The following is an 18,751-nucleotide window of genomic DNA, read 5'->3' on the forward strand; positions in this document are numbered from 1 at the left end:
CATCTAACTTATTATATAACAAATAAATACATGAAATTATTAACAATTACGGATACACAATATTTTTTTCCATTTAGTGATCGTATTTCTACTTAATTTAAAATGACTTGCTAAGTGAGTATTGTTTAAATTGTTATGTATTTGATATTTCAATATTTCCCGTATAGTTGATATATCATATGATTTATGACTTTGATTAAAAGTGTTATTATCTGTATTTTTTGTCCCAAATATTAAAGAATTTAGTCTAATAATATCGAGAGTTGTAAGATCACGCTTTTTTAATATACCAATAAATTTTTCTTCTTTTTCAGGATATTTTTTTTTAATAATATCAGCATAAATACGTTTATAATCAGGACGTTCTATTTTTTGTATTTTTTTATCCATTTGTATAATGTAGTTTTAGGAATTTTGTATTCATCTATTATTTGTCGTTTTGTTTTTTCTCCATTTTCTAACATCTCCAACATAAAATCTATTATTTCTTTAGTATAAATATTTTTTCGAAACTGGGGAAGTGAAGATTTGAAAGTTGTAGATTTTTTTTGATCTTGTAATCGAGAAGGAGGAGAATAAAGAATTAGATGTTGGCTATATATCCTGAAAAAATCATAATCAAGAAGTTTACTCCATTTCATAAGAGTGTCTGTTGGCAAATCTTTCATTGCGTACATAGACTCTATTTCTATTTCATTGAGTTTAAAAAAATTACAAATTCTTAATATATCTACACTTTTTTCTTTAACCTCTTTGCTCAAGAGACTACCAATGTGAATATCTTTAAAATTCTTCATATATTAATTATGTTTATGATAAAACGGTATTGTCTGTAATATTTTAAAGGTAAGCATCCTTATTTAAGGCTATTAAAATTATCAAATTTAGTTTATTAAACCTTATAAAAAAAGGTAAATTTTCAGGATATCAGTATCAATATTCTTGAAAGAATATGAACCTATGAAATCGACGAAAGATATCTGTCGAAAACATTAGATTTATAGCTCTACTTTCTATCAGTGCAAGCAAGTAGTATGATGGAATGGATGCGTAGCATCTTAAAGAGTTTAAATAGCTACAGGAAGAAAATATCCTTTTTAAACGCATATTTGCAAGCGTTTCTGATCTGATGAACGAACGACACAGATTTGGGTTTGAGATTCAGGAAAAACACTTCGGATAGTCTGGGTAAATCCGTTTAAGTTATCGGTGGCGGTGATGAATAGTTTTGACCGATGAACAGACGCATTATCTAAAGCAACTACCGTTTTTCTCTGTATTTTAAAAGATAAATTCTCTAAAAAAATTATCACAAACTCACTGTTAATGTTTTGCTGGGTGGTCTCCCAATGGCACACGTTGGAGCGGTTAATCATTCCAAAAATATTTGTTTTGTAGCCTTTTTCTACATAAACAGCTACTTCTTCATCGGGGAATTGCCATCCATAAGGAACGTAGCCTTCGCAGCTTACATGGCTCTCATCTCCATAAAACAAATCAATCAACCCCATACTTTCAAGGGTTTCCAGTTCTTGTAAATCTAATTTTTTGGAGACATACAACGCTTCATTGCATTTACCTTTAGGGCGTTTTCTTATCCGTTTATATCTTCCACCAAGCTTTTTAAAAACCGTTTAAAGGTTTTTTCGCTCACTTGTTTTCCACTCACCAACTCCCATTCTGCTTTGGCTGAGGATACTTTCTGACGATGCTTTTTTATAGATGCCAAAATCTGCTCCTTATCTTCTTCAAAATTTAACAACCCTTTCTTTCCTCTTCCAGGTCTAATAGACAAACCCAAAATTCCTTCTTCTTTATATCGTTTAACCCAACTGTTAACACTCACATGGCTCATTCTCAAAATACTTCCTATATCTTTTGAACTACGTCCATCCGCTTTTAATAGAATCAGTTGACAGCGTTTGCGTAAGCTGGCATTAGCAGAATTTATCTGCAATATTTCTAATTCTTCTCTTGAAACCCTACTTAAATTCGGTGTATTTACTCGACCCATTTTTCAAAGTTACAAATAATATAAAGTATTTAGGTCTGAGTACTTACTGCTTTGTAATAGTAACTATTTGATCTTCTCAAAAGAAAACCTCCAAATTTCTATAGTAAAATGCCTTTACTCAATTTTTAAAACTTTGTAGCGAATATTTTTTTCTCAGTTGCTTTATCATATCTAAGATTTAAAATTTGAATTATAGGATACGATTCTTACATCATGCAAAAATCATATCCTATTGTAAATCTTGACTAAAAATCCTGCTTTATTCGTTTAATAACCTTTTCACTGTGAATCTTTTTTATAATACACTTTTCTATAATTGTGTTTTTGGAACCTTGCTGGTAGTAATTCTAAGGGGTTTATTATTAAAAAAGACTTAAAAATTTGGAGATCAATATATTAAAAATTCAATTTATTGTTATTTGAAATAGAAATTATTATTTAGTAAACATTTTTTTATGAGAATCATTTACATGTTGGTAAGTTTGATTACAATCATTTTTTTATTTACTTCTATCTTCATATAATATTGTTACAAAGGTTTATCAAATTGCTGTAAAGTAAGAGTTCCTTTCCCCCAATTATAATTTTGGCCAGATTCCTTATTCATATTAAATCTTGCATAAGTTCCACTAGGAAAATTTGTTCCACTTGTTATTTCAATGTATCCGTCAAGTCTAAATGTTATTGCAACTTCGGTTGATGTAGTATTATTGTAAGTCTCTGTATAAATTCCTGAAATTGTGGAAACTCCATTCTGCAAAAACTTTCTTGATCCAGAAGGGGCTTCAACACCATTCCTTACGAATCTTACACCCTGATACACAATACCACTTGTATTAAGTCTAAGAAAATCTCCGGTTGAATCAGTAAGTCCGTTTGGGACTGAATAATTAAAAATTATTAGGGAAGATGTATTGGCTGGTACATATACTGTCATTGAATAATTCAGATCAATATTATTTATTATTGTACTACTCGTATACGATTGATTCAGTGCATATGTTACAGGATTGCTTGGGCCTGAAACAAATACTCCTCTTGGGGTATAAGTACCGGCAGGCTGAAGACTAGATAAAGGAACTTTTTTACCAGTTCCATCACTTTGGAGTACCATTATTCTGTCCGAATTATCTACAGATAAACCATTTGGTACGGCATTGAATTTAATATTACCATTAACTTCTAACTTTTGAGTTGGTGTTGAAGTACCAATTCCAAGATTTCCTGAGGAATCCAATAACATATCAATACCTTGATTTCCACTAGTACGAAAGTCAAGCGAAGATAAATTATTAGTGCCGTCTCCTTTATAAGTAGATACAATAGTACCCAAGGGAGAATTATCTGCATTATTAATCCGTCCTCGGAAGTCTACATAACCAATCAAATTATCTGAAGATAAATTTGCCCCACCATTGTTTCTAACAATGTTCATGTAAGATGGAGAAGTACCAGAAGAAATCATGTTAAGAGAGGTATTATTAGACTCAAATCTACCGCTACCTCTAACATCAAGCTTTTGGAGAGGAGCAGAAGTGCCAACTCCAACTTCCCCATTATCTTTAATGACAAAATCTGAACCCGCTGCTCTCACAGAACCAGATGAAGTTGCTCCAAGCTTAACCATTGTATTTCCACTATCATCTATAAATGCATCCGGAGTAGGATCTGCTGTAGTTACACTTGGTGCTAACTTAGTCCACTTACTTGTAACCCCTTCAAAATAATAAAATCCAATGCTATCTATATTTGATCCCTGTCCCGTAGCACTTCCAGTGGAAATATTATTGACATAAATAAGAGTAGAAGGTTGAACAGAGACCATATTGACAGCCCTTTGTATATCTACACGTGGTATTAGTAATCCGTCTACTAACGTTGACATTCCGTTAGAGTTTTTTGCAGTAATATCCATAGTAGACTGTGGAGTTGTGGTATTAATCCCCACTTGTGCATACCCTAATGTGCTAACAACAATAACAGCCAAAGATAATATTTTTTTTTCCATTTTTGAGATAGATTTGTATTGCAAATGTATATTAAAAATTATTAACTATAGATAATAAAATTGTTTTTTTTTTACCTAAAAATTAACAATTTAAGATAAAGCACAAATATTTGATTTATTTATTGTTGTCAACATCGATAATCAATAATATTAGACACATCTATCAATTCACTTAATATAGAATTTCACTAGCTTTTTTTTCCTGATGATTTATATTCTTTGACTAGGTTACTGAGTGTCTGTACTCCTGCAATAGGATAAACAACTTCTTTGACGGAGCTGTCAGGGTTATTTAAAGAAGCTTCAGCTATTCTGCCTAACAAAGTATTTTTGCCATAGACCTTTCTAAAATCCTACATCAATACTTTAAATACTTTCTTTTCTGCTTTTACGGACAAGCGATGGATGATCTGGATAAGTAATTCTATTAATCCGTCTATAATTTCACTGCGTCTGGTATAAAAGAAAACACTCATTAATGCATAGCGAATAGCAGTTGGATGACGTTTAATCTCCCAAGCAGTTTCAGAAAAAACACGAGACTTGATATCATTAATGATCTTAGGGTTTAAAGAATCAAGCTGCTTGGAGGGAATTTTTAAAAGGCTAATAAACTCCAGTTTTTCTATCTCTTTTAATACAGAATCGAGGCTTAACCTTCCAGGATCTGACTTTAGAAAAGAAAAATTAATCGATTCAGTTTTATCCTCTAGGCAATTATCAATGATACTTCTTGAATCTTCGCAAACTCCTTTTGTTATTTTTCCAAAAAGAACTTTTCTAAACTTGGAATAACTTGCTATTATTATTTTCTCGATCTGAAATGCGGTAAGTCTTTGTATTTTGTTCTGATGTAGCCAATGAAGTCGTCTTGACTTTTTGGAAATAAAAAAGTCAAGACGACTTCAATGTTAAAAATAATGATATTGAAGAGATTATGAATTCAGACGTTATAAGATGGAATTATGAATCCATTATTATTACTGTTTCAAATTATCCTTTAGTAAGAGGAATAGCAGGAGATAATTTTTATATTAACATAAGATAAAAATTTGCAATAATGGAATTAACGCATGATATTTTTGGGAAAAAATTAGGGTCTTTAAATACTTATAGTAAAGGTCAAACATTTGAAAATAAATTACCTTTATCCTTTTTAGGAAAAGAAGTAAAAGCTTCTAATTTTGGAATTAACAATGATACAATAAATTCAATAATTTTTTCCATAGATGCTAAAAAGCATTCAGATATCTTAAGTAAATTATTAGAGTTATATGGAAGTCCGAAAGTTGCTTTTGAAGCCAATCTATTTCCAAGTCATAACAATAATGAAAAAGAAGGTACATTTAGCTCTGGTATAGCATCCAGTAAGGACTTTAAGTTTGATAAAGCTAAATTAAATGAATACATTTATTGAGTTATACGTTTAATTTCTGTATTAATTTAAGGTATTGCAAAGGTTTTGAATTAACCATTCTTTGAATAATGTTATGAAAGATGGTATTTCTATTTTGAGAACGGTTAATACGATATGAAAACTCATTAAAGTAACTTTCTACATGTTTTTTGCTTGCATGGGTTGGTATTGTTCGGATCCAGGACTTTATCTGGTGGATAATCACGTGTAATTGTTTAAAATTCTTTCCCTGATCCGAAGAGATTTGCTCAATGTTATACTTTTTGCTCAAGGGAAGATATCCTTTCCACTTGTCAGTCATCACTTTGGCTGATTCACTGATGTGATGCTCAAAATAGGCGTTAAGGATTTAGCAGAATAATCATCAATGGCTTTGATGTAAACACGTTTCACCTGATGCTTTTCAGTAAGTTCAACCGCCACAACCGCTTTGGTTTTTTGGGTGTTGTAGCTTCTGCCTTTTTTACCCTCTTCCATTCCCCCTACCACAAATTCATCTACATGAACCAACTCAGACATCGGATATTTCTTACTGCTTTCCATGGCTTTACTCACCTTATGCATAAATGTCCATGCCGTGGGCTTACGGATGCCATAGCGAAGACCTACCTGAATGCTGGACATCCCTTTACTGCTGTTAACCATTTCGAAAACAATATGAAACGCTTTGCGTAACCCAAATCGAACCCTATGAAATAAGGTCCCTGCTGTGGCGCTTTCTACATGATTGCACCTATAACAATGATACTTATATCCTGATTTTTTACAGCCTGAAGTATGACCGCACTTCCTACAAACAAAGCCATCCTTCCATTTCAGGTCAAACAAATAACCCAGACATGAATCGTCATCGGGGAAGACTTCTCCAAAGTTGATAAGGTTTTGACCTTTAAATATTTCCATATAACTTAATTTCAAGCAATAATATACAGAATTTATTTGGATAACTCAATACATTTATATTGTTTGGGATACCGAAAACTATATGCTAAATTATTATAAGCCTAATTCAGCAATGAATGAAAGTTTGGATGTTAGAATAGAAATGATAAATAAAGGTTTTTAGAAATTTCTTATTCACTAACTTTATATTTTTAGCTCCTGCAGTAAGTGCAGGAGCTTTTTTGTTTCAATAGGGGTTAGCTCACGAAAAGTAAAAAAAACCGGGTTAAGGATTAAATCTATCATAATATTGTTTTTAATAGATAAAAAGCTTAACGTACAAAATTTTCCTTTTCGTTGACTAACCTTTTTACCCGAATGTATTTTGATAAAATTTATAATTTTTGAAAAATACATGAGTAGGCGTAGCCGATTTATGCGCAATTATTAAAATCCGGATTCCTTAACTGGTTCTACTTAGTTCTATACCGAAGCTTTACCCAATAAAAAAATTTTAGCCTCTTCTCAAATCATTAGAAAAGCTCTTTATATTTACTGTACTGCTCAATTCCCATTTTTTTTATAATAAAATCTTCCATGTGAATATCATTTTTTTCTCTGACATAACGTGTAAAGGATAGAATGCTTTTACAGGCTTCAAAACCTTTGGAGTGCATATCTTTTCTAATGTTTTCTTGCAATCCCTCTAACCACTCCGTATAATCCTCAAACGTTGGTTCTATGGGTAAATTATGATATAGATAACTGGCGTTACCGTAAGAAAATAATAAAGAATGATATTCTTTATCTTTATCAGCAAGATTATTAATGAAATTTTCCTGTGCTGTATTGTATTTTTCTAAGGGATGTTTAACGTTTACATGGTATAAAAATATAATTTTCAGCCCTGTTTATAGTCGGAAAAAACAGTTATTTATTTCCTTTTTTAAATTCCTGAAATCCCCTGTAGTAGTTCCGGAATGATTCGCTATCCTTGGGATTGGATTTTTCCCAGGCTTTTAAAACTCCATTGAGTTCCTTATAATAATCAAGTTTCTGTTTTTCTACAATGACATTACCGTCATTTCCGATCTCCTGAAGAACTTCGTGTCTAATTTCCTGCTTGGTGCGCACACCCTCTTTATAATATTTCATTCCGGAATATGCCCCGAATAGAGCCAATCCCCAACCTGATATCATCACGAATAAAGAAATATACAACACAGGTTTATAATGCTTAAAGTAATCTTTGTAAGCTTCGAGCTTCTTCAGATCTTCAGCAGAGATTCCTACCCTGATATCCATAACACTGCTTTTAAGTTCCTTTAGGCTTCTATCAATCAGCTCTCCGGATTCCTTCAGCTTTTTATCTATTCCTGGAATACTGGAATTTAACTGCTGGGATTCCCTGCGCAGGGCTTCGGTGGTGATTTTTAATTGTTCCAGTAATTCCGAGGGGCTGAGCCTGCCAGGACTTTGATTGTTGTTTTCTTCCATAATTTTATATTTTGTTACTTTTTTATAATGACATTCCTCTGTCTTTGGTAATATTCCGGGTTACACTTTTTGTTACTTCCAATGCTATGTTTTTAGGAGTAAGTTTTGTAAGTTCCAGGGCGATATCCTTAATCTTTAATTTGGGATCAATTTCGCTTAGTTTAAAGCCTTGTTTGCTTACTTTTTCCAAAACGGAGGGATTCATATTGATATCTGCTTTCGGAATGATCCTTGCACCGTTTAAGCCTTTGGAGTTCTCGCTGATCTGCATAATATATCCCCGATTATCCATTCTTGAAACGAGATCGCCCAAGCTCCGGCTTTGCGATTTTTCCTCAAGAAGCACATTTTTTATTTCCGCTTTCTTCTCTCCGGTGATCTCCGGTGCGGTCTTCCAGTTCCGCTGTTTCGATAATACTTCAGCGTGTCCGGATGCTCTTTCCCCGATATTGTGGCTCGTAACCTGATTTTTACCGTGAAAATCGATCCTGTTCGCTATAATATGCAGGTGTTTGTCGTCCGTACTTTGATGCAGATGCACTAAATATTGATTATCCTTACCGATTCCCTCACGCTTTAAATAGTCCTCTGCCAGTTTCGCCCAATCGTTAAGGCTTAAATCTTTGCTGTACTCCTTTGGGGGCGATATTACAGCCGTAACGTACTTATTCTCCGTTCTTGTATTCAGATCGGCTACCTGTTTAAATTCTTCAAACAGTTCTTTCGGCTTCTCTCCGGAAAGTCCGTTCCGGCATACTTCCACGCTCTGCTCCTTGTCGCTCTGTTGGTACTGGATGGATGCAGAACTTACATTTCTTGTTGATGCAGATATTACCATTTTACCTGTGCTTTGATTCCTTTGATCGCTTCTTCAATCTCCCTGAGTAGTCCGGCTCTTTCTTCAGGCGTGAAGATTTCCCTTTTCATATAGTTTCCGATTCTCCGGAAGTTGGTCGCATACTCGGTCAAAAGAATGTTTTTTTCATAGTCCGGAAGTTCTTTTTCTAAGAGTATGATCCGGCTGTAATCCGTGAGCTTCAGCTTTTTTTTATCCGCTCTTTCTTTTAGCTTTTTCATTTCCTTTACCGTAAAACGAAGTGCCAAACGCTCCGATTTTGGGGTGTTCAATCTCGGACGACCTCCGAGCTTCCCCCGTTCTCGATATTGGTTTTGTCTATCAATTTGCTCAAATTCTTCCTTAAAAAGAGATTCCCAGTCTTCCTGATTTTGGTCTTCCATAATTGGACGGTTTTTTTTTATTTTTACTGCTCTAAATTTTTCTTCTGATTGAGAAAATTTATAATCAACTTTGGCTCTCCATTTTGGAGAGCTTTTATTTTTTTCTCCTTTGTTTTTTCCGACTATTAAAATTCTAACTATGTAGGTCTATCCGTTAAAAGTGTACTGTAATCCTTAGCGGTTCTGCTTTCCCTTTTCGACGATAGGAGAAAAGCAAGTGGTCCTTTTGTGGCGAAAATCGGAGCGGTAGCGTAGGTTTTTGACGTCAAAAGGTACTACTTGCTTTTACTATATACATATTTTTTAACGCTAATTTACACATTTCTGCATTACCACGCAACACAGGCGCATTTTTTACAGGTACAGCTCCCTCACATTCCGGAAGATCGCCCAGCTTTTGCCCTCTTAAAAAAAGTAATACTTCAGATCAGCTCACCGCCCAGAACCGAAATTGAAACACTCCAAACATTCTGCAAAAAATAAAGTCCAAAGAGATAAAACTGAAGAGAAAAAAGTCAAGCCTGTTCCGGAAGTAATATCGCTCTGATCACTCGCCCGACAGCTCACCGATCGATCACAGATTTAATAGAATTTATCTATCATAAATTATTATGAATCGCATAACAACCGCCCGCCCAAGCCGATTGAGAAAAACTGGTTTTTCGTTCTTTTTGTTTTTCTCCCACCCTGCACATGACACAATGACAGGAAAAATTTTCACTTCAATAGAAAACCTAAAAGTCCTTTTGAACAAACGTATCTTTTAAAATATTTATTACTTTCTTATTTTGTTATTTTAAGTATTTGTAATTAATTAATATATAACATTTTACAATTTTAAAAACGACTTTTTATAAGCTAAAAACGACTTTTTATAAGCCAAAAACGACCTTTTATAAGTTTTAGAACGACCTTTTATAAGTTAAAAACGACTTTTTATAAGTTTTTTGCGACATTAATTTATGACAGATGTTTTTTAATGTCGTTTTTGTTTTTATCTTTGTTCTTCAAAATTATATTTCATGGAATTAATAGATGCTAATTCTTCAGATAAGCTGGTTTATCAACATAATGTAATAACATCCGGAAGATATGATTATTCTGCCTGTATGCTCGATATTCTTTTTATGGTTCTTTCCTGCCTTGAAAAAGATAAATTGGAATATACCATTCATACACATGATATTGAAGAAATAACAGGGCGAAAATGGAACTACAAACAGTTAAGAGATGCAACAGCAGAAATAGGTAGTAAATTATTTGAAATTGAAACTCCTGAAAGATATCGCCAACTTTGGTTATTTGAATATGTCGATTATATGAAGGGAACAGGCTCATTTAATATAAAAATTAATGAAAGTGCTAAACCTTACTTTTTTGATCTGAAAAATAATTTCACAGCCTTACAGTTAAAATCTGTATTAAACTGCTCTTCAAAGTATGCTAAAAGATTATATGCTATTGCTCGACAATGGCGAAGTGTCGGAACAAAGCGTTTTGAAATCCAAGAACTAAAACAAATGCTTGGATTGATCGACAAAAAAGGGAATGAGCAGTTTGAAAGAATAAGCGATTTTAAAATCAAAGTTCTTGATATCGCCAGAAAGCAAATTTCTGAAAATACAGATATTGAATTGGATTATGAACTTAAGAAAAGAGGTCGGGAATTTTACTGGATCACTCTGCATATAAATTCTCAAAAGTTTAAACAGTTGGAAATTGATTTTGAAAAGCCTTTAAATATTCAAAAATTTACATCAAAATTAATTACTTATGGACTTAATCAGGAACAGGCGGAACTCATTTCCGGAAAAGAAAAAGAGAAGGATTTTGATATCTTAATTACAGAGCTGAACGAAAAAATCAGACAGAGAAAACTGAAGATTGAAAATTCTGTCGGATATCTAATTGGCATATATCAGAAAAAAGGGATTTTGCCTTCTAAAAATTAAATATATTTATTTAATTATATTTTTATATATTTGTGTAATTATATATTTATATATGTCTAAAATTATATTAACAACCCATCAGAAAGGAGGAGTAGGAAAATCAACACTATTATTTAATCTTGCTGTAAATCTTAAAGAAAATGCAAAAGTCTGCATTATTGATTTAGATGCTCAAGGTTCTTTATACCAGGTTCGGGATTTGTCTGAAGTTCCTATCTTCTCTGAAGACAAATTAAAAGAAATTCAGAATTTAGATTTTGATTTTATTTTTATTGATACACCTCCGTACTTGTCTAATAAACTTACTGAACTATGCGATCTTGCAGATGTTATTATTATTCCTACAAAAGCAGGTGTTTTAGATCTTTTGGCCATCAAAAGCACTATTAATATCATTGAACATTCAAGAAACGAAAATAAAGCTCTTATCGTCTTCAATATGGTTAAGCCTAATACAACCCTAACCGAAGAAATAAAAGATCAATTAAGTGATTACAATGTCAAAGTTTCCAAAAACATGATCTCTGATCTGGTGATATTCTCTCGATCTGTTTTAATTAATGGAGTGGAAGATAACAATAAGGCACAAAAACAAATTGATGCTCTGACAAAAGAAGTTTTGACAATCACAATCAATAATTAAATAATTATATAATTATATATTTATATAAATCATGGCAAAGCAAGATTTTAGCGCACTTATAGGCAAGGCTAAAGAAACACAAGTAAAAACTCCGGTACAAAAAGTTGTCCCAATTAAACAGAAAAAAAATGAAATTCTTTTTTCTCTGCATATTCCTGCAGAGAAGTTAAAAGCTCTCAAAATGATATCTGTAGAACAAAATATCAGTCTAAAAGATCTTATAAATTCTGCTATTGAGGAAAAGTATTTCATTGATAATAAATAAAAGACAAGCCAGGAAATCTTATCTTTATGAATAAAGGTTTAATCTTTCACCTCTATTCCCATTTTAGATGATTCATATTCGAATGAACCATTAAATTTTCTCTTTGTGAGAATTCCTACTGTACCCGTCAATAATCTTAATACTTTTTATTAGATAGTTGCATTTTTGAAATATATAGTGTATATTTACACTATACAATTATATCAAATTATACTAACAACTAAATTTTATGACAATGAAGGCAGCAATCGAAGAAACCCGGTCACTAAGCCGGACATTAAAAATTAAGAAATGGGTGTTAAATCATTTAAGCATAAAGGCTTAGAAAAATTATTCGTCAACGGAGACGGAAGTAAACTTCAACCAAAGATGGTTGAAAAAATTACATCAATCCTTATTGTGATTGATACATTAGAAAGAGTTCCAGAAGACCTAAAAAGACTTCGACATTTAGAACCTCATAAATTAAAAGGTAAATTATCTGATTATTGGGCAATATCTGTTTCAGGGAACTACAGAATTATTTTTAAATTTGATAGTGATACGAAGACAGTTTCACATGTGGACTTAATCGATTATCACTAATCGTAGAGTTTTATTATATGACAATTAAAAGACATAAAAGTCTGAACATCCATCCTGGGCAAATACTAAAAAGTTTAGTTATAGAACCAGAGGAATTGACAATAGGTAAGGCCTCTGAGTATTTAAATACTACGAGGCTTACCCTATCTAACATCCTAAATGGAAAAAGTGGGATCACTCCAAATATGGCATTACGCATTAGCTATGTTTTTGGAGGAGAAGCTGAATTTTGGCTCAGATTACAGCGCAATTATGAGTTAGGGTTGGCAGAAAGTGAATTTGAAGAGGAAGGATTAAAAAAATTTAGCTACGAGGCTGGCTATTAAAATCTGATTAATCAATATAAATAGTTTTCTCTCGAAAACTATTTTTTTATTTTATGATAAAGAATGCGAAACCACGATTTAACATAAAGTAGATTATTGACTGTTCTGGTGTTTTATAAAACATTGGTTTTCAAACGGAACTAAAATTTTAACATTCTTAATTTGTACAATTCCTATAAATTCGTTCCTATATTTGAAAATTATACATTTTTTTTTATGTTAAAATTACCATTTCCAAGGTAATTTCTTTTATGCTAAAAGGATATCCTATTATAAAAAAAACCAGGTAAGACGATCTTACCTGGTTTAATAAAGAGACGGTTAATCCTCCGCCTCAATTCCCATTTTAAAAGAATCATACTTGATGAATCCTTTAAATTTTCTCTTCGCGAGAATTCCTACTGTGAATAAGACAAAGAGTCCTATTACTACTACGATACTAAATGTATTAATCATATGTAAAAAAATTAAATTGTTTTCTTTATTATAAATATTCAGGTTTTACTCAAAAGATCACTTTTTAGTAAAACTTTTTAAAAATTTCATGGCTCAGGGTTTTGATCCCTGAAAACGGCTTCTTCAAAAATAATATCACACCAGGGCTTTTTCCGATTTGCTTAAATCTCTTCCGGAACAAATAGAGAAAATCTTCAGTTCTCTGAAAAGGACATGTTTTTATACTTCTCTACATATACCATGAATAAAGGATTTATTATCATTTTAAATACTGAGCAAAATATTTCCTTTACCATTAGGGGCTTATCCCGCCTCAAAAACCTGTGTTTACTATTCTTCCATATTCTATTTATAAGTTTTTATATAAAATCTCTTCAGCTCCTATAATTTTCTCAAAAGTAATATCACATTAAAGCTTTTATCGTTTTGCTCAATCTCTTCCGGAACAAATAGATAAAATACCAGGCTCTCCCGAAAGGACACATTTTCTTAATTCTCTACATACACCATGAATAAAGGCTTTACAAGGCATTTCATGATCTTTAATAAAGTTGTGACGCATATCGAAACCCCTGTTTTTGTAAGGATAAGTTTTTCTGATATCATCCGATCTGCAAGGTATTGAAGGTCTTTAAAAAGTTATGTTACATTAAAAAAGTTTGATAGATAGTAATAAAAAAAGCCCCCCGCTAAGCGAGAGACTCTGTCTTCGTTGCGAAGGTAACCCATAAGAATATATCCTCCAACTATTTTTTATGTTACTTACTTACAGATTTTATGTAATTTTTTCCCCTTTCTATTATTTTTGTAAGGCAATTTTTTGTCGCAATTTTACACATCTTTTTTCAGGCTTTCCATTTTTTTGACCCTTTTTTGCGCATTTTTTTTCCTGAGAAATTTTGAACTAAGGAGCAACGAATGACAAGCGTTTTGAAAAAACGAGAAGTCTGAGGAAGTGACGGCTGAAAAATTTCACTGGATGGATATTTAATTTTTCTTTCTTAAATTCGCACCAATAACATTTACGGTAAAAAAATTAAAGCATTTGCTTTCTTGTCTTAGAAAACTGGCACTTTCAAAAGAACACAAGAATATGCAATGCTCACGCTCCGGCGTGGGCTTGTTTATTTGTGTTCGGGTATGCCAGTACCTCTAAGACAGTAGACATAGCTCCACGCTTTTTTTTGTGCCTATAAACCAAATCATAAATGAACAAATTTAAAATACGACAAGCTCTGTCGCTATCCTATGGTAGCTTTGCTTAAGTATATGATGAAGTCGTCTTGACTTTTTTATTTCCAAAAAGTCAAGACGACTTCAATATAAATAAAAAAAAATTAGTATTTTTGTTCAAAATATAAATAAAAAAAATGAAAAAAAAATTGTATACATTATTTATAATCGTAGCATTTATAAATAACTTTAATTCTCAAGTAGGGATAAATACTACAACTCCTCAAAAATCACTTCATGTAAATGGAAGTTTGCAAATAACAAATGAACTTAATACAGGAGGTAATGCTACAACTTCGGGGAGTTCAGGCACGGCTGGACAAGTTCTAATATCTCGAGGAGCAGGACAACCACCTACGTGGGTGAATATTGAAAATGCAGAAAATAGCGATTCGCCTTCAAGTCAAAGAATTGCAGGAATAGCTACAAGAAATCTTAGTACTCTTTTTAACGCAAACACTACTTCTCTTATCTTGTTCAATAGAAATAGAATAGTCCCTGAATATATTACTTATAGTAATGGATCATTCACTGTAAATAAAGAAGGCTTTTATTCAGTTAATCTTTATAGTGAATTAACTGTGGCAAATAATGGAGGAACAGTGCAGTTATATATTAGACGTAACAATGTTCCCATCTTTAGATCTTTAAATAATTTTACAGGAGGGGTTACTTCTCTTGGAGATTCAACGGGTGGAATTTTTTTCTTTAATCAAGGAGATATCATAACTAATTATGCTAATTATACAAGATCGTATAGAATAAATAATTCTAGTTTTTCAATTAATTATCTAGGTAGTAATATTGATTGATGATTGATTCATTCATAAGTACTCAGACCTAATAGTTTATATTAAACTCTCATCAATTTTTAGCTTAATATACTTATATATAAGCATTTAAACAAACTCAATAAAGCAAACTAATTAAGAAAAGTACTTGGCCCAGTGACCACATAGGCGTTCAAAAAAGTTGGCCGTTTTAGCAGCTATGTGGTCACTGGGCCTATAACGCAGGAATCCATACCGACCCTCATATAGAAATGAAAAGAGTAGCCCGAAGACTACTCTTATTTATTTAAAATAATTTCTGTATTTTTTGCGTGATAATCCCCTTTGATATAAAGCTGCACACCCAACATTAATTACTATTTAGTTTTACTTAGAAGGTTTAATTTCACTTACAATCTCATATTTTCCATTAAAATAATCCAACTTACATTCGTAGCGATTCATTGTATTTTTTGTAAATAGATAGCCTACAGCACCTCCTATTACACCTCCAAATATAGCTCCTGTGCTCGCTGATCTCAAATGTTTTTCCGCTTTTGGTGATGGATCTGTTTTTACAATGAAATAAAAATCATCTGTAGTTCTTCTCATTGAATATAACTCTCCGTCACAGAAAATAAATACTTTTCCTTGATTCACAATTGCATAAGAATAATCTTTAGCATTTTTCTTTTTCCCTTTATCATCAATGTAAGTTGCTTTGGTGATCATTACTAAATCAATCTGTATTTCATCAATGGGTTTATCCGGAGTCTGCATACTGAATGAATTGTAATTTTTGTAAATACCATCCGTCAGTTTTGGGCTAGAATATAAAGGCAAACGTGCTTTTGCTATTTTATCATAATTCCTTATGTCGTCTGGTGTATACATTCTTTGATCGATAGGATTTTCCAAAGCTGCTTCAAATACAGATTTTTGGATATAATCTAATGATTGTTTTTCCAATTCTTTGGTAACGCTCATCAGAAACATCGTTTTGTACCAGATCAAAAAGGAAAGATTAGAGTTCTGCATAATCGTTCCACTCTTCAGAGAAATTCTTTTACGACATTTTTTACATTCGTAACTCCAGATACTTTTAATCCAGAAATGCTCATTGTGACCGCATTTACAAATCACACCAATTTTATCTCTCTGCTCTTTAAAATGAACTTTGCAATCTTCCTCACTACCAAAATGAGCGGTAAAACTAAATATATCCATCTAACTTATTATATAACAAATAAATACATGAAATTATTAACAATTACGGATATACATAAATCCTGTATCAGTTTTCAGGACGTTACAACTATTAAAATAATCTATTTATTTGGTACATGTTCCACCAAAACATTTACATTATTTGGCCCTCCTGCAGAAGCTACTCCAGATATTCTATAAGTAAATTTATCTTTATTAATCGTAGTAATATCCGTTACTCTTGTAAATGTTGCTCCTGAAATAATTTCTCCATTAGCATTATATACAGTCGTTGCATTTAGTATTCTTCTCTTTCCATCTGGTGTAATTGCATAATTTCCTGAATTTCTTAAAACACCATTCATAGATTTAATTTCATAGGTACCATCCATTTTATAAGAAGCCAATCCTACAACACCTAAATTTAAATTAGTTACATCTTCTCCCGTTGCTTCTACCTTTACAATAGTTGTTTTCCATTCATTAACAGAAGATAAAATCTCTGCAGGGTTAAGAGTTTGAATTGTTGCAGTTTCGTCATCATCTCTACAAGATGTTATACTCATAGCACTAGCGACTAAAGCAGTAGCGATAAAAAAATTTTTGTTCATAATATATAAATTCATTTAAAAGTATATTTTTAAGTATTGCAGTTTCCTAAAGTTTTCTGGCTAGAATACAAACAGAAGCTAATAGATGTAAACCTTTCCAGTGTTATCTCATATCTAATTAATAGTGCTTTAAAGTTATACATCCATGCATTCACTCGCTCAATCAAGAATTTTCTCGAGATCCAACCAATTAAATACTACTCATATTCAAAAGTGTTCTGTATTTTTCAAAGAGTCTTTGCTTAATCACTTCCCAGCTTCCATTTTCACTCCATCTTTCAAAATACTGGTAAACACAGATTCAACTATATCCCGCATTAAAAATTTGTTTCAAAGAAAAACTCCCATTATTGGCATTTGTTTTCAATCTATATAGAATGGCTCTTACAATATCGTCCAATAATTCTTTGTATTATTTTTCTTTTCTCCTGATGATAAATACGGAAGATGAAATAATATCTGCGTAATCTAACAAGCAAAATCTACTCCATACGCTAGAGCTTCGTAAAGAAGAAACAGGAAACATTAATAATTCTCTAATAGCAGAGGAATAGAAATTGAAAGATGAGATTTAACCAAATCAAAAAACAAATTCTTCTTCGGTTCGAAATTGTTTCTTGCTTGCCATGCTAAATAGTTAATTGTATTATTGGTGTAGAAATATTTTTTTTACGTATATCCGTTTTTTATTATAACGCTGTAATGTTAGCAATGATGAGCTTTTCAAAGAGTTTGTCTCCAAAATACCTTCGGTTCAGTTTGTAGATAAATTCATTTAAATATAGTTGTAAGTATTTTCTTTTGATTTTATGATAATTCCCAAGTAAATTTCGTTTCGTATTGCTGATGGTTATATGAACTCATTTTAAAGTTTCTTTTGTGGTTTCTTTGTTAGATTTTTCTGTTATATGAAGCTCAACAAAATCAGAAATATCTACGTAAGAGGTGCTTTTATCAGTAAAAACAATACTTTGATTATCAATAGATTCTTTAATGGTTTCGCTAATTTCTAAGGATAGATGGGTTTCTAAAACTTTAGCTTTAAAATATCTGCAGGATTTAGACTTTTCGCCAGTATCAATATCCTCCAAAGGTATAGATTCCGCTATTACAGCAACATTCTGTTTTCCTGCTGCTCCCCGTCCCCGAATCCCTTTGTTTTGCTCAATTTCGCTGGATTCTACAGTAAAATATCCTTCGTCAAATTCTATCATACCTTCCAAAGTATATTGTTCATCACGGTTTCCCATTGCTTTCTTTAGTTTATGAACCATCGCCCAAACCGGTTCGTAGCGTTTCAATCCTAATTGTTTCTGGATTTCTTTTGACGAAAAACCTTTCTTGGTAACGCTCATCAGAAACATCGTTTTGTACCAGATCAAAAAGGAAAGATTAGAGTTCTGCATAATCGTTCCACTCTTCAGAGAAATTCTTTTACGACATTTTTTACATTCGTAACTCCAGATACTTTTAATCCAGAAATGCTCATTGTGACCGCATTTACAAATCACACCAATTTTATCTCTCTGCTCTTTAAAATGAACTTTGCAATCTTCCTCAGTACCAAAATGAGCGGTAAAACTAAATATATCCATCTAACTTATTATATAACAAATAAATACATGAAATTATTAACAATTACGGATA

16 protein-coding genes and 5 pseudogenes are annotated in these 18,751 nt (G+C 32.1%); 7 read left to right on the forward strand and 14 right to left on the reverse strand.

All coding sequences use genetic code 11. The features are described from left to right. Positions 1–39: 39 nt before the first annotated feature. From ACODR7_RS20450 to ACODR7_RS20475, 6 genes and pseudogenes are all read right to left on the reverse strand, one after another. A complete protein-coding gene (locus ACODR7_RS20450; protein ID WP_488842002.1) occupies positions 40–390 on the reverse strand; it encodes a helix-turn-helix domain-containing protein in 351 nt (116 codons plus the stop codon). Next, complete coding sequence (locus ACODR7_RS20455) at positions 366–797, reverse strand: helix-turn-helix domain-containing protein (RefSeq protein ID WP_488842003.1); 432 nt, start codon at positions 795–797, stop codon at positions 366–368. The genes ACODR7_RS20450 and ACODR7_RS20455 overlap by 25 nt, the downstream gene beginning before the upstream one ends. A 293-nt stretch (positions 798–1,090) precedes the next feature. Further along, positions 1,091–1,226, reverse strand: a pseudogene (locus tag ACODR7_RS20460) (transposase); the annotation flags it as partial. Positions 1,227–1,274: 48 nt separating this feature from the next. Continuing rightward, positions 1,275–1,511 (reverse strand): annotated as a pseudogene (locus ACODR7_RS20465) (hypothetical protein); the annotation flags it as partial. Positions 1,512–1,594: 83 nt separating this feature from the next. Then, a complete protein-coding gene (locus ACODR7_RS20470; protein ID WP_488842005.1) occupies positions 1,595–2,014 on the reverse strand; it encodes a helix-turn-helix domain-containing protein in 420 nt (139 codons plus the stop codon). A gap of 529 nt (positions 2,015–2,543) precedes the next feature. Continuing rightward, entirely contained in the window at positions 2,544–4,022 is a 1,479-nt protein-coding gene (locus tag ACODR7_RS20475) for a hypothetical protein (RefSeq protein WP_488842007.1), read from the reverse strand. Between the two features lie 1,060 nt (positions 4,023–5,082). On the opposite strand from ACODR7_RS20475, the gene ACODR7_RS20480 reads away from it, so the two are divergent. Then, a complete protein-coding gene (locus ACODR7_RS20480; RefSeq protein ID WP_488842009.1) occupies positions 5,083–5,439 on the forward strand; it encodes a hypothetical protein in 357 nt (118 codons plus the stop codon). A 1-nt stretch (position 5,440) separates the two neighbouring features. Here the strand turns inward: ACODR7_RS20480 and ACODR7_RS20485 are convergent. From ACODR7_RS20485 to ACODR7_RS20500, 4 genes and pseudogenes are all read right to left on the reverse strand, one after another. Next, a pseudogene (locus ACODR7_RS20485) lies at positions 5,441–6,342 on the reverse strand (IS1595 family transposase). A 909-nt stretch (positions 6,343–7,251) separates the two neighbouring features. Then, on the reverse strand, positions 7,252–7,818 hold the full coding sequence (locus ACODR7_RS20490; protein ID WP_488842011.1) for a hypothetical protein: 567 nt from the start codon (positions 7,816–7,818) through the stop codon (positions 7,252–7,254). Between the two features lie 22 nt (positions 7,819–7,840). Beyond that, on the reverse strand, positions 7,841–8,656 hold the full coding sequence (locus ACODR7_RS20495) for a relaxase/mobilization nuclease domain-containing protein (protein WP_488842013.1): 816 nt from the start codon (positions 8,654–8,656) through the stop codon (positions 7,841–7,843). Continuing rightward, positions 8,650–9,057, reverse strand: a complete 408-nt coding sequence (locus ACODR7_RS20500; RefSeq protein ID WP_488842015.1) for a plasmid mobilization protein — start codon at positions 9,055–9,057, stop codon at positions 8,650–8,652. The genes ACODR7_RS20495 and ACODR7_RS20500 overlap by 7 nt, the downstream gene beginning before the upstream one ends. Before the next feature lie 1,022 nt (positions 9,058–10,079). Here ACODR7_RS20500 and ACODR7_RS20505 point away from each other — a divergent pair. From ACODR7_RS20505 to ACODR7_RS20525, 5 genes are all read left to right on the forward strand, one after another. Continuing rightward, the gene (locus ACODR7_RS20505) at positions 10,080–11,009 is read left to right on the forward strand and encodes a replication initiation protein (protein WP_488842016.1); all 930 of its coding nucleotides are present in this window, start codon (positions 10,080–10,082) and stop codon (positions 11,007–11,009) included. Between the two features lie 52 nt (positions 11,010–11,061). Then, positions 11,062–11,652 (forward strand): AAA family ATPase, encoded by a 591-nt coding sequence (locus ACODR7_RS20510; protein ID WP_488842018.1) that lies wholly within the window; start codon positions 11,062–11,064, stop codon positions 11,650–11,652. Positions 11,653–11,683: 31 nt separating this feature from the next. After that, complete coding sequence (locus ACODR7_RS20515; RefSeq protein WP_488842020.1) at positions 11,684–11,917, forward strand: hypothetical protein; 234 nt, start codon at positions 11,684–11,686, stop codon at positions 11,915–11,917. A gap of 291 nt (positions 11,918–12,208) precedes the next feature. Further along, positions 12,209–12,502, forward strand: coding sequence for a type II toxin-antitoxin system RelE/ParE family toxin (locus tag ACODR7_RS20520; protein ID WP_488842022.1), 294 nt, complete (start codon positions 12,209–12,211; stop codon positions 12,500–12,502). A gap of 17 nt (positions 12,503–12,519) precedes the next feature. Further along, positions 12,520–12,828: a HigA family addiction module antitoxin gene (locus ACODR7_RS20525; protein ID WP_199766239.1), complete on the forward strand. Its 309-nt coding sequence runs from the start codon at positions 12,520–12,522 to the stop codon at positions 12,826–12,828. Between the two features lie 321 nt (positions 12,829–13,149). On the opposite strand, the gene ACODR7_RS20530 is transcribed toward ACODR7_RS20525, so the two are convergent. Then, entirely contained in the window at positions 13,150–13,284 is a 135-nt protein-coding gene (locus ACODR7_RS20530; protein WP_488842023.1) for a hypothetical protein, read from the reverse strand. Positions 13,285–14,654: 1,370 nt separating this feature from the next. On the opposite strand from ACODR7_RS20530, the gene ACODR7_RS20535 reads away from it, so the two are divergent. Further along, positions 14,655–15,329 (forward strand): hypothetical protein, encoded by a 675-nt coding sequence (locus ACODR7_RS20535; protein ID WP_488842025.1) that lies wholly within the window; start codon positions 14,655–14,657, stop codon positions 15,327–15,329. 915 nt (positions 15,330–16,244) lie between these two features. On the opposite strand, the pseudogene ACODR7_RS20540 reads toward ACODR7_RS20535, so the two are convergent. From ACODR7_RS20540 to ACODR7_RS20550, 3 genes and pseudogenes are all read right to left on the reverse strand, one after another. Further along, a pseudogene (locus ACODR7_RS20540) lies at positions 16,245–16,514 on the reverse strand (IS1595 family transposase); the annotation flags it as partial. Positions 16,515–16,615: 101 nt separating this feature from the next. Then, a complete protein-coding gene (locus ACODR7_RS20545) occupies positions 16,616–17,119 on the reverse strand; it encodes a DUF4822 domain-containing protein (protein WP_488842027.1) in 504 nt (167 codons plus the stop codon). A 674-nt stretch (positions 17,120–17,793) separates the two neighbouring features. Beyond that, positions 17,794–18,699, reverse strand: a pseudogene (locus ACODR7_RS20550) (IS1595 family transposase). Between the last annotated feature and the right edge of the window lie 52 nt (positions 18,700–18,751).

It is taken from the genome of Chryseobacterium sp. FG46 (genome assembly GCF_057809135.1).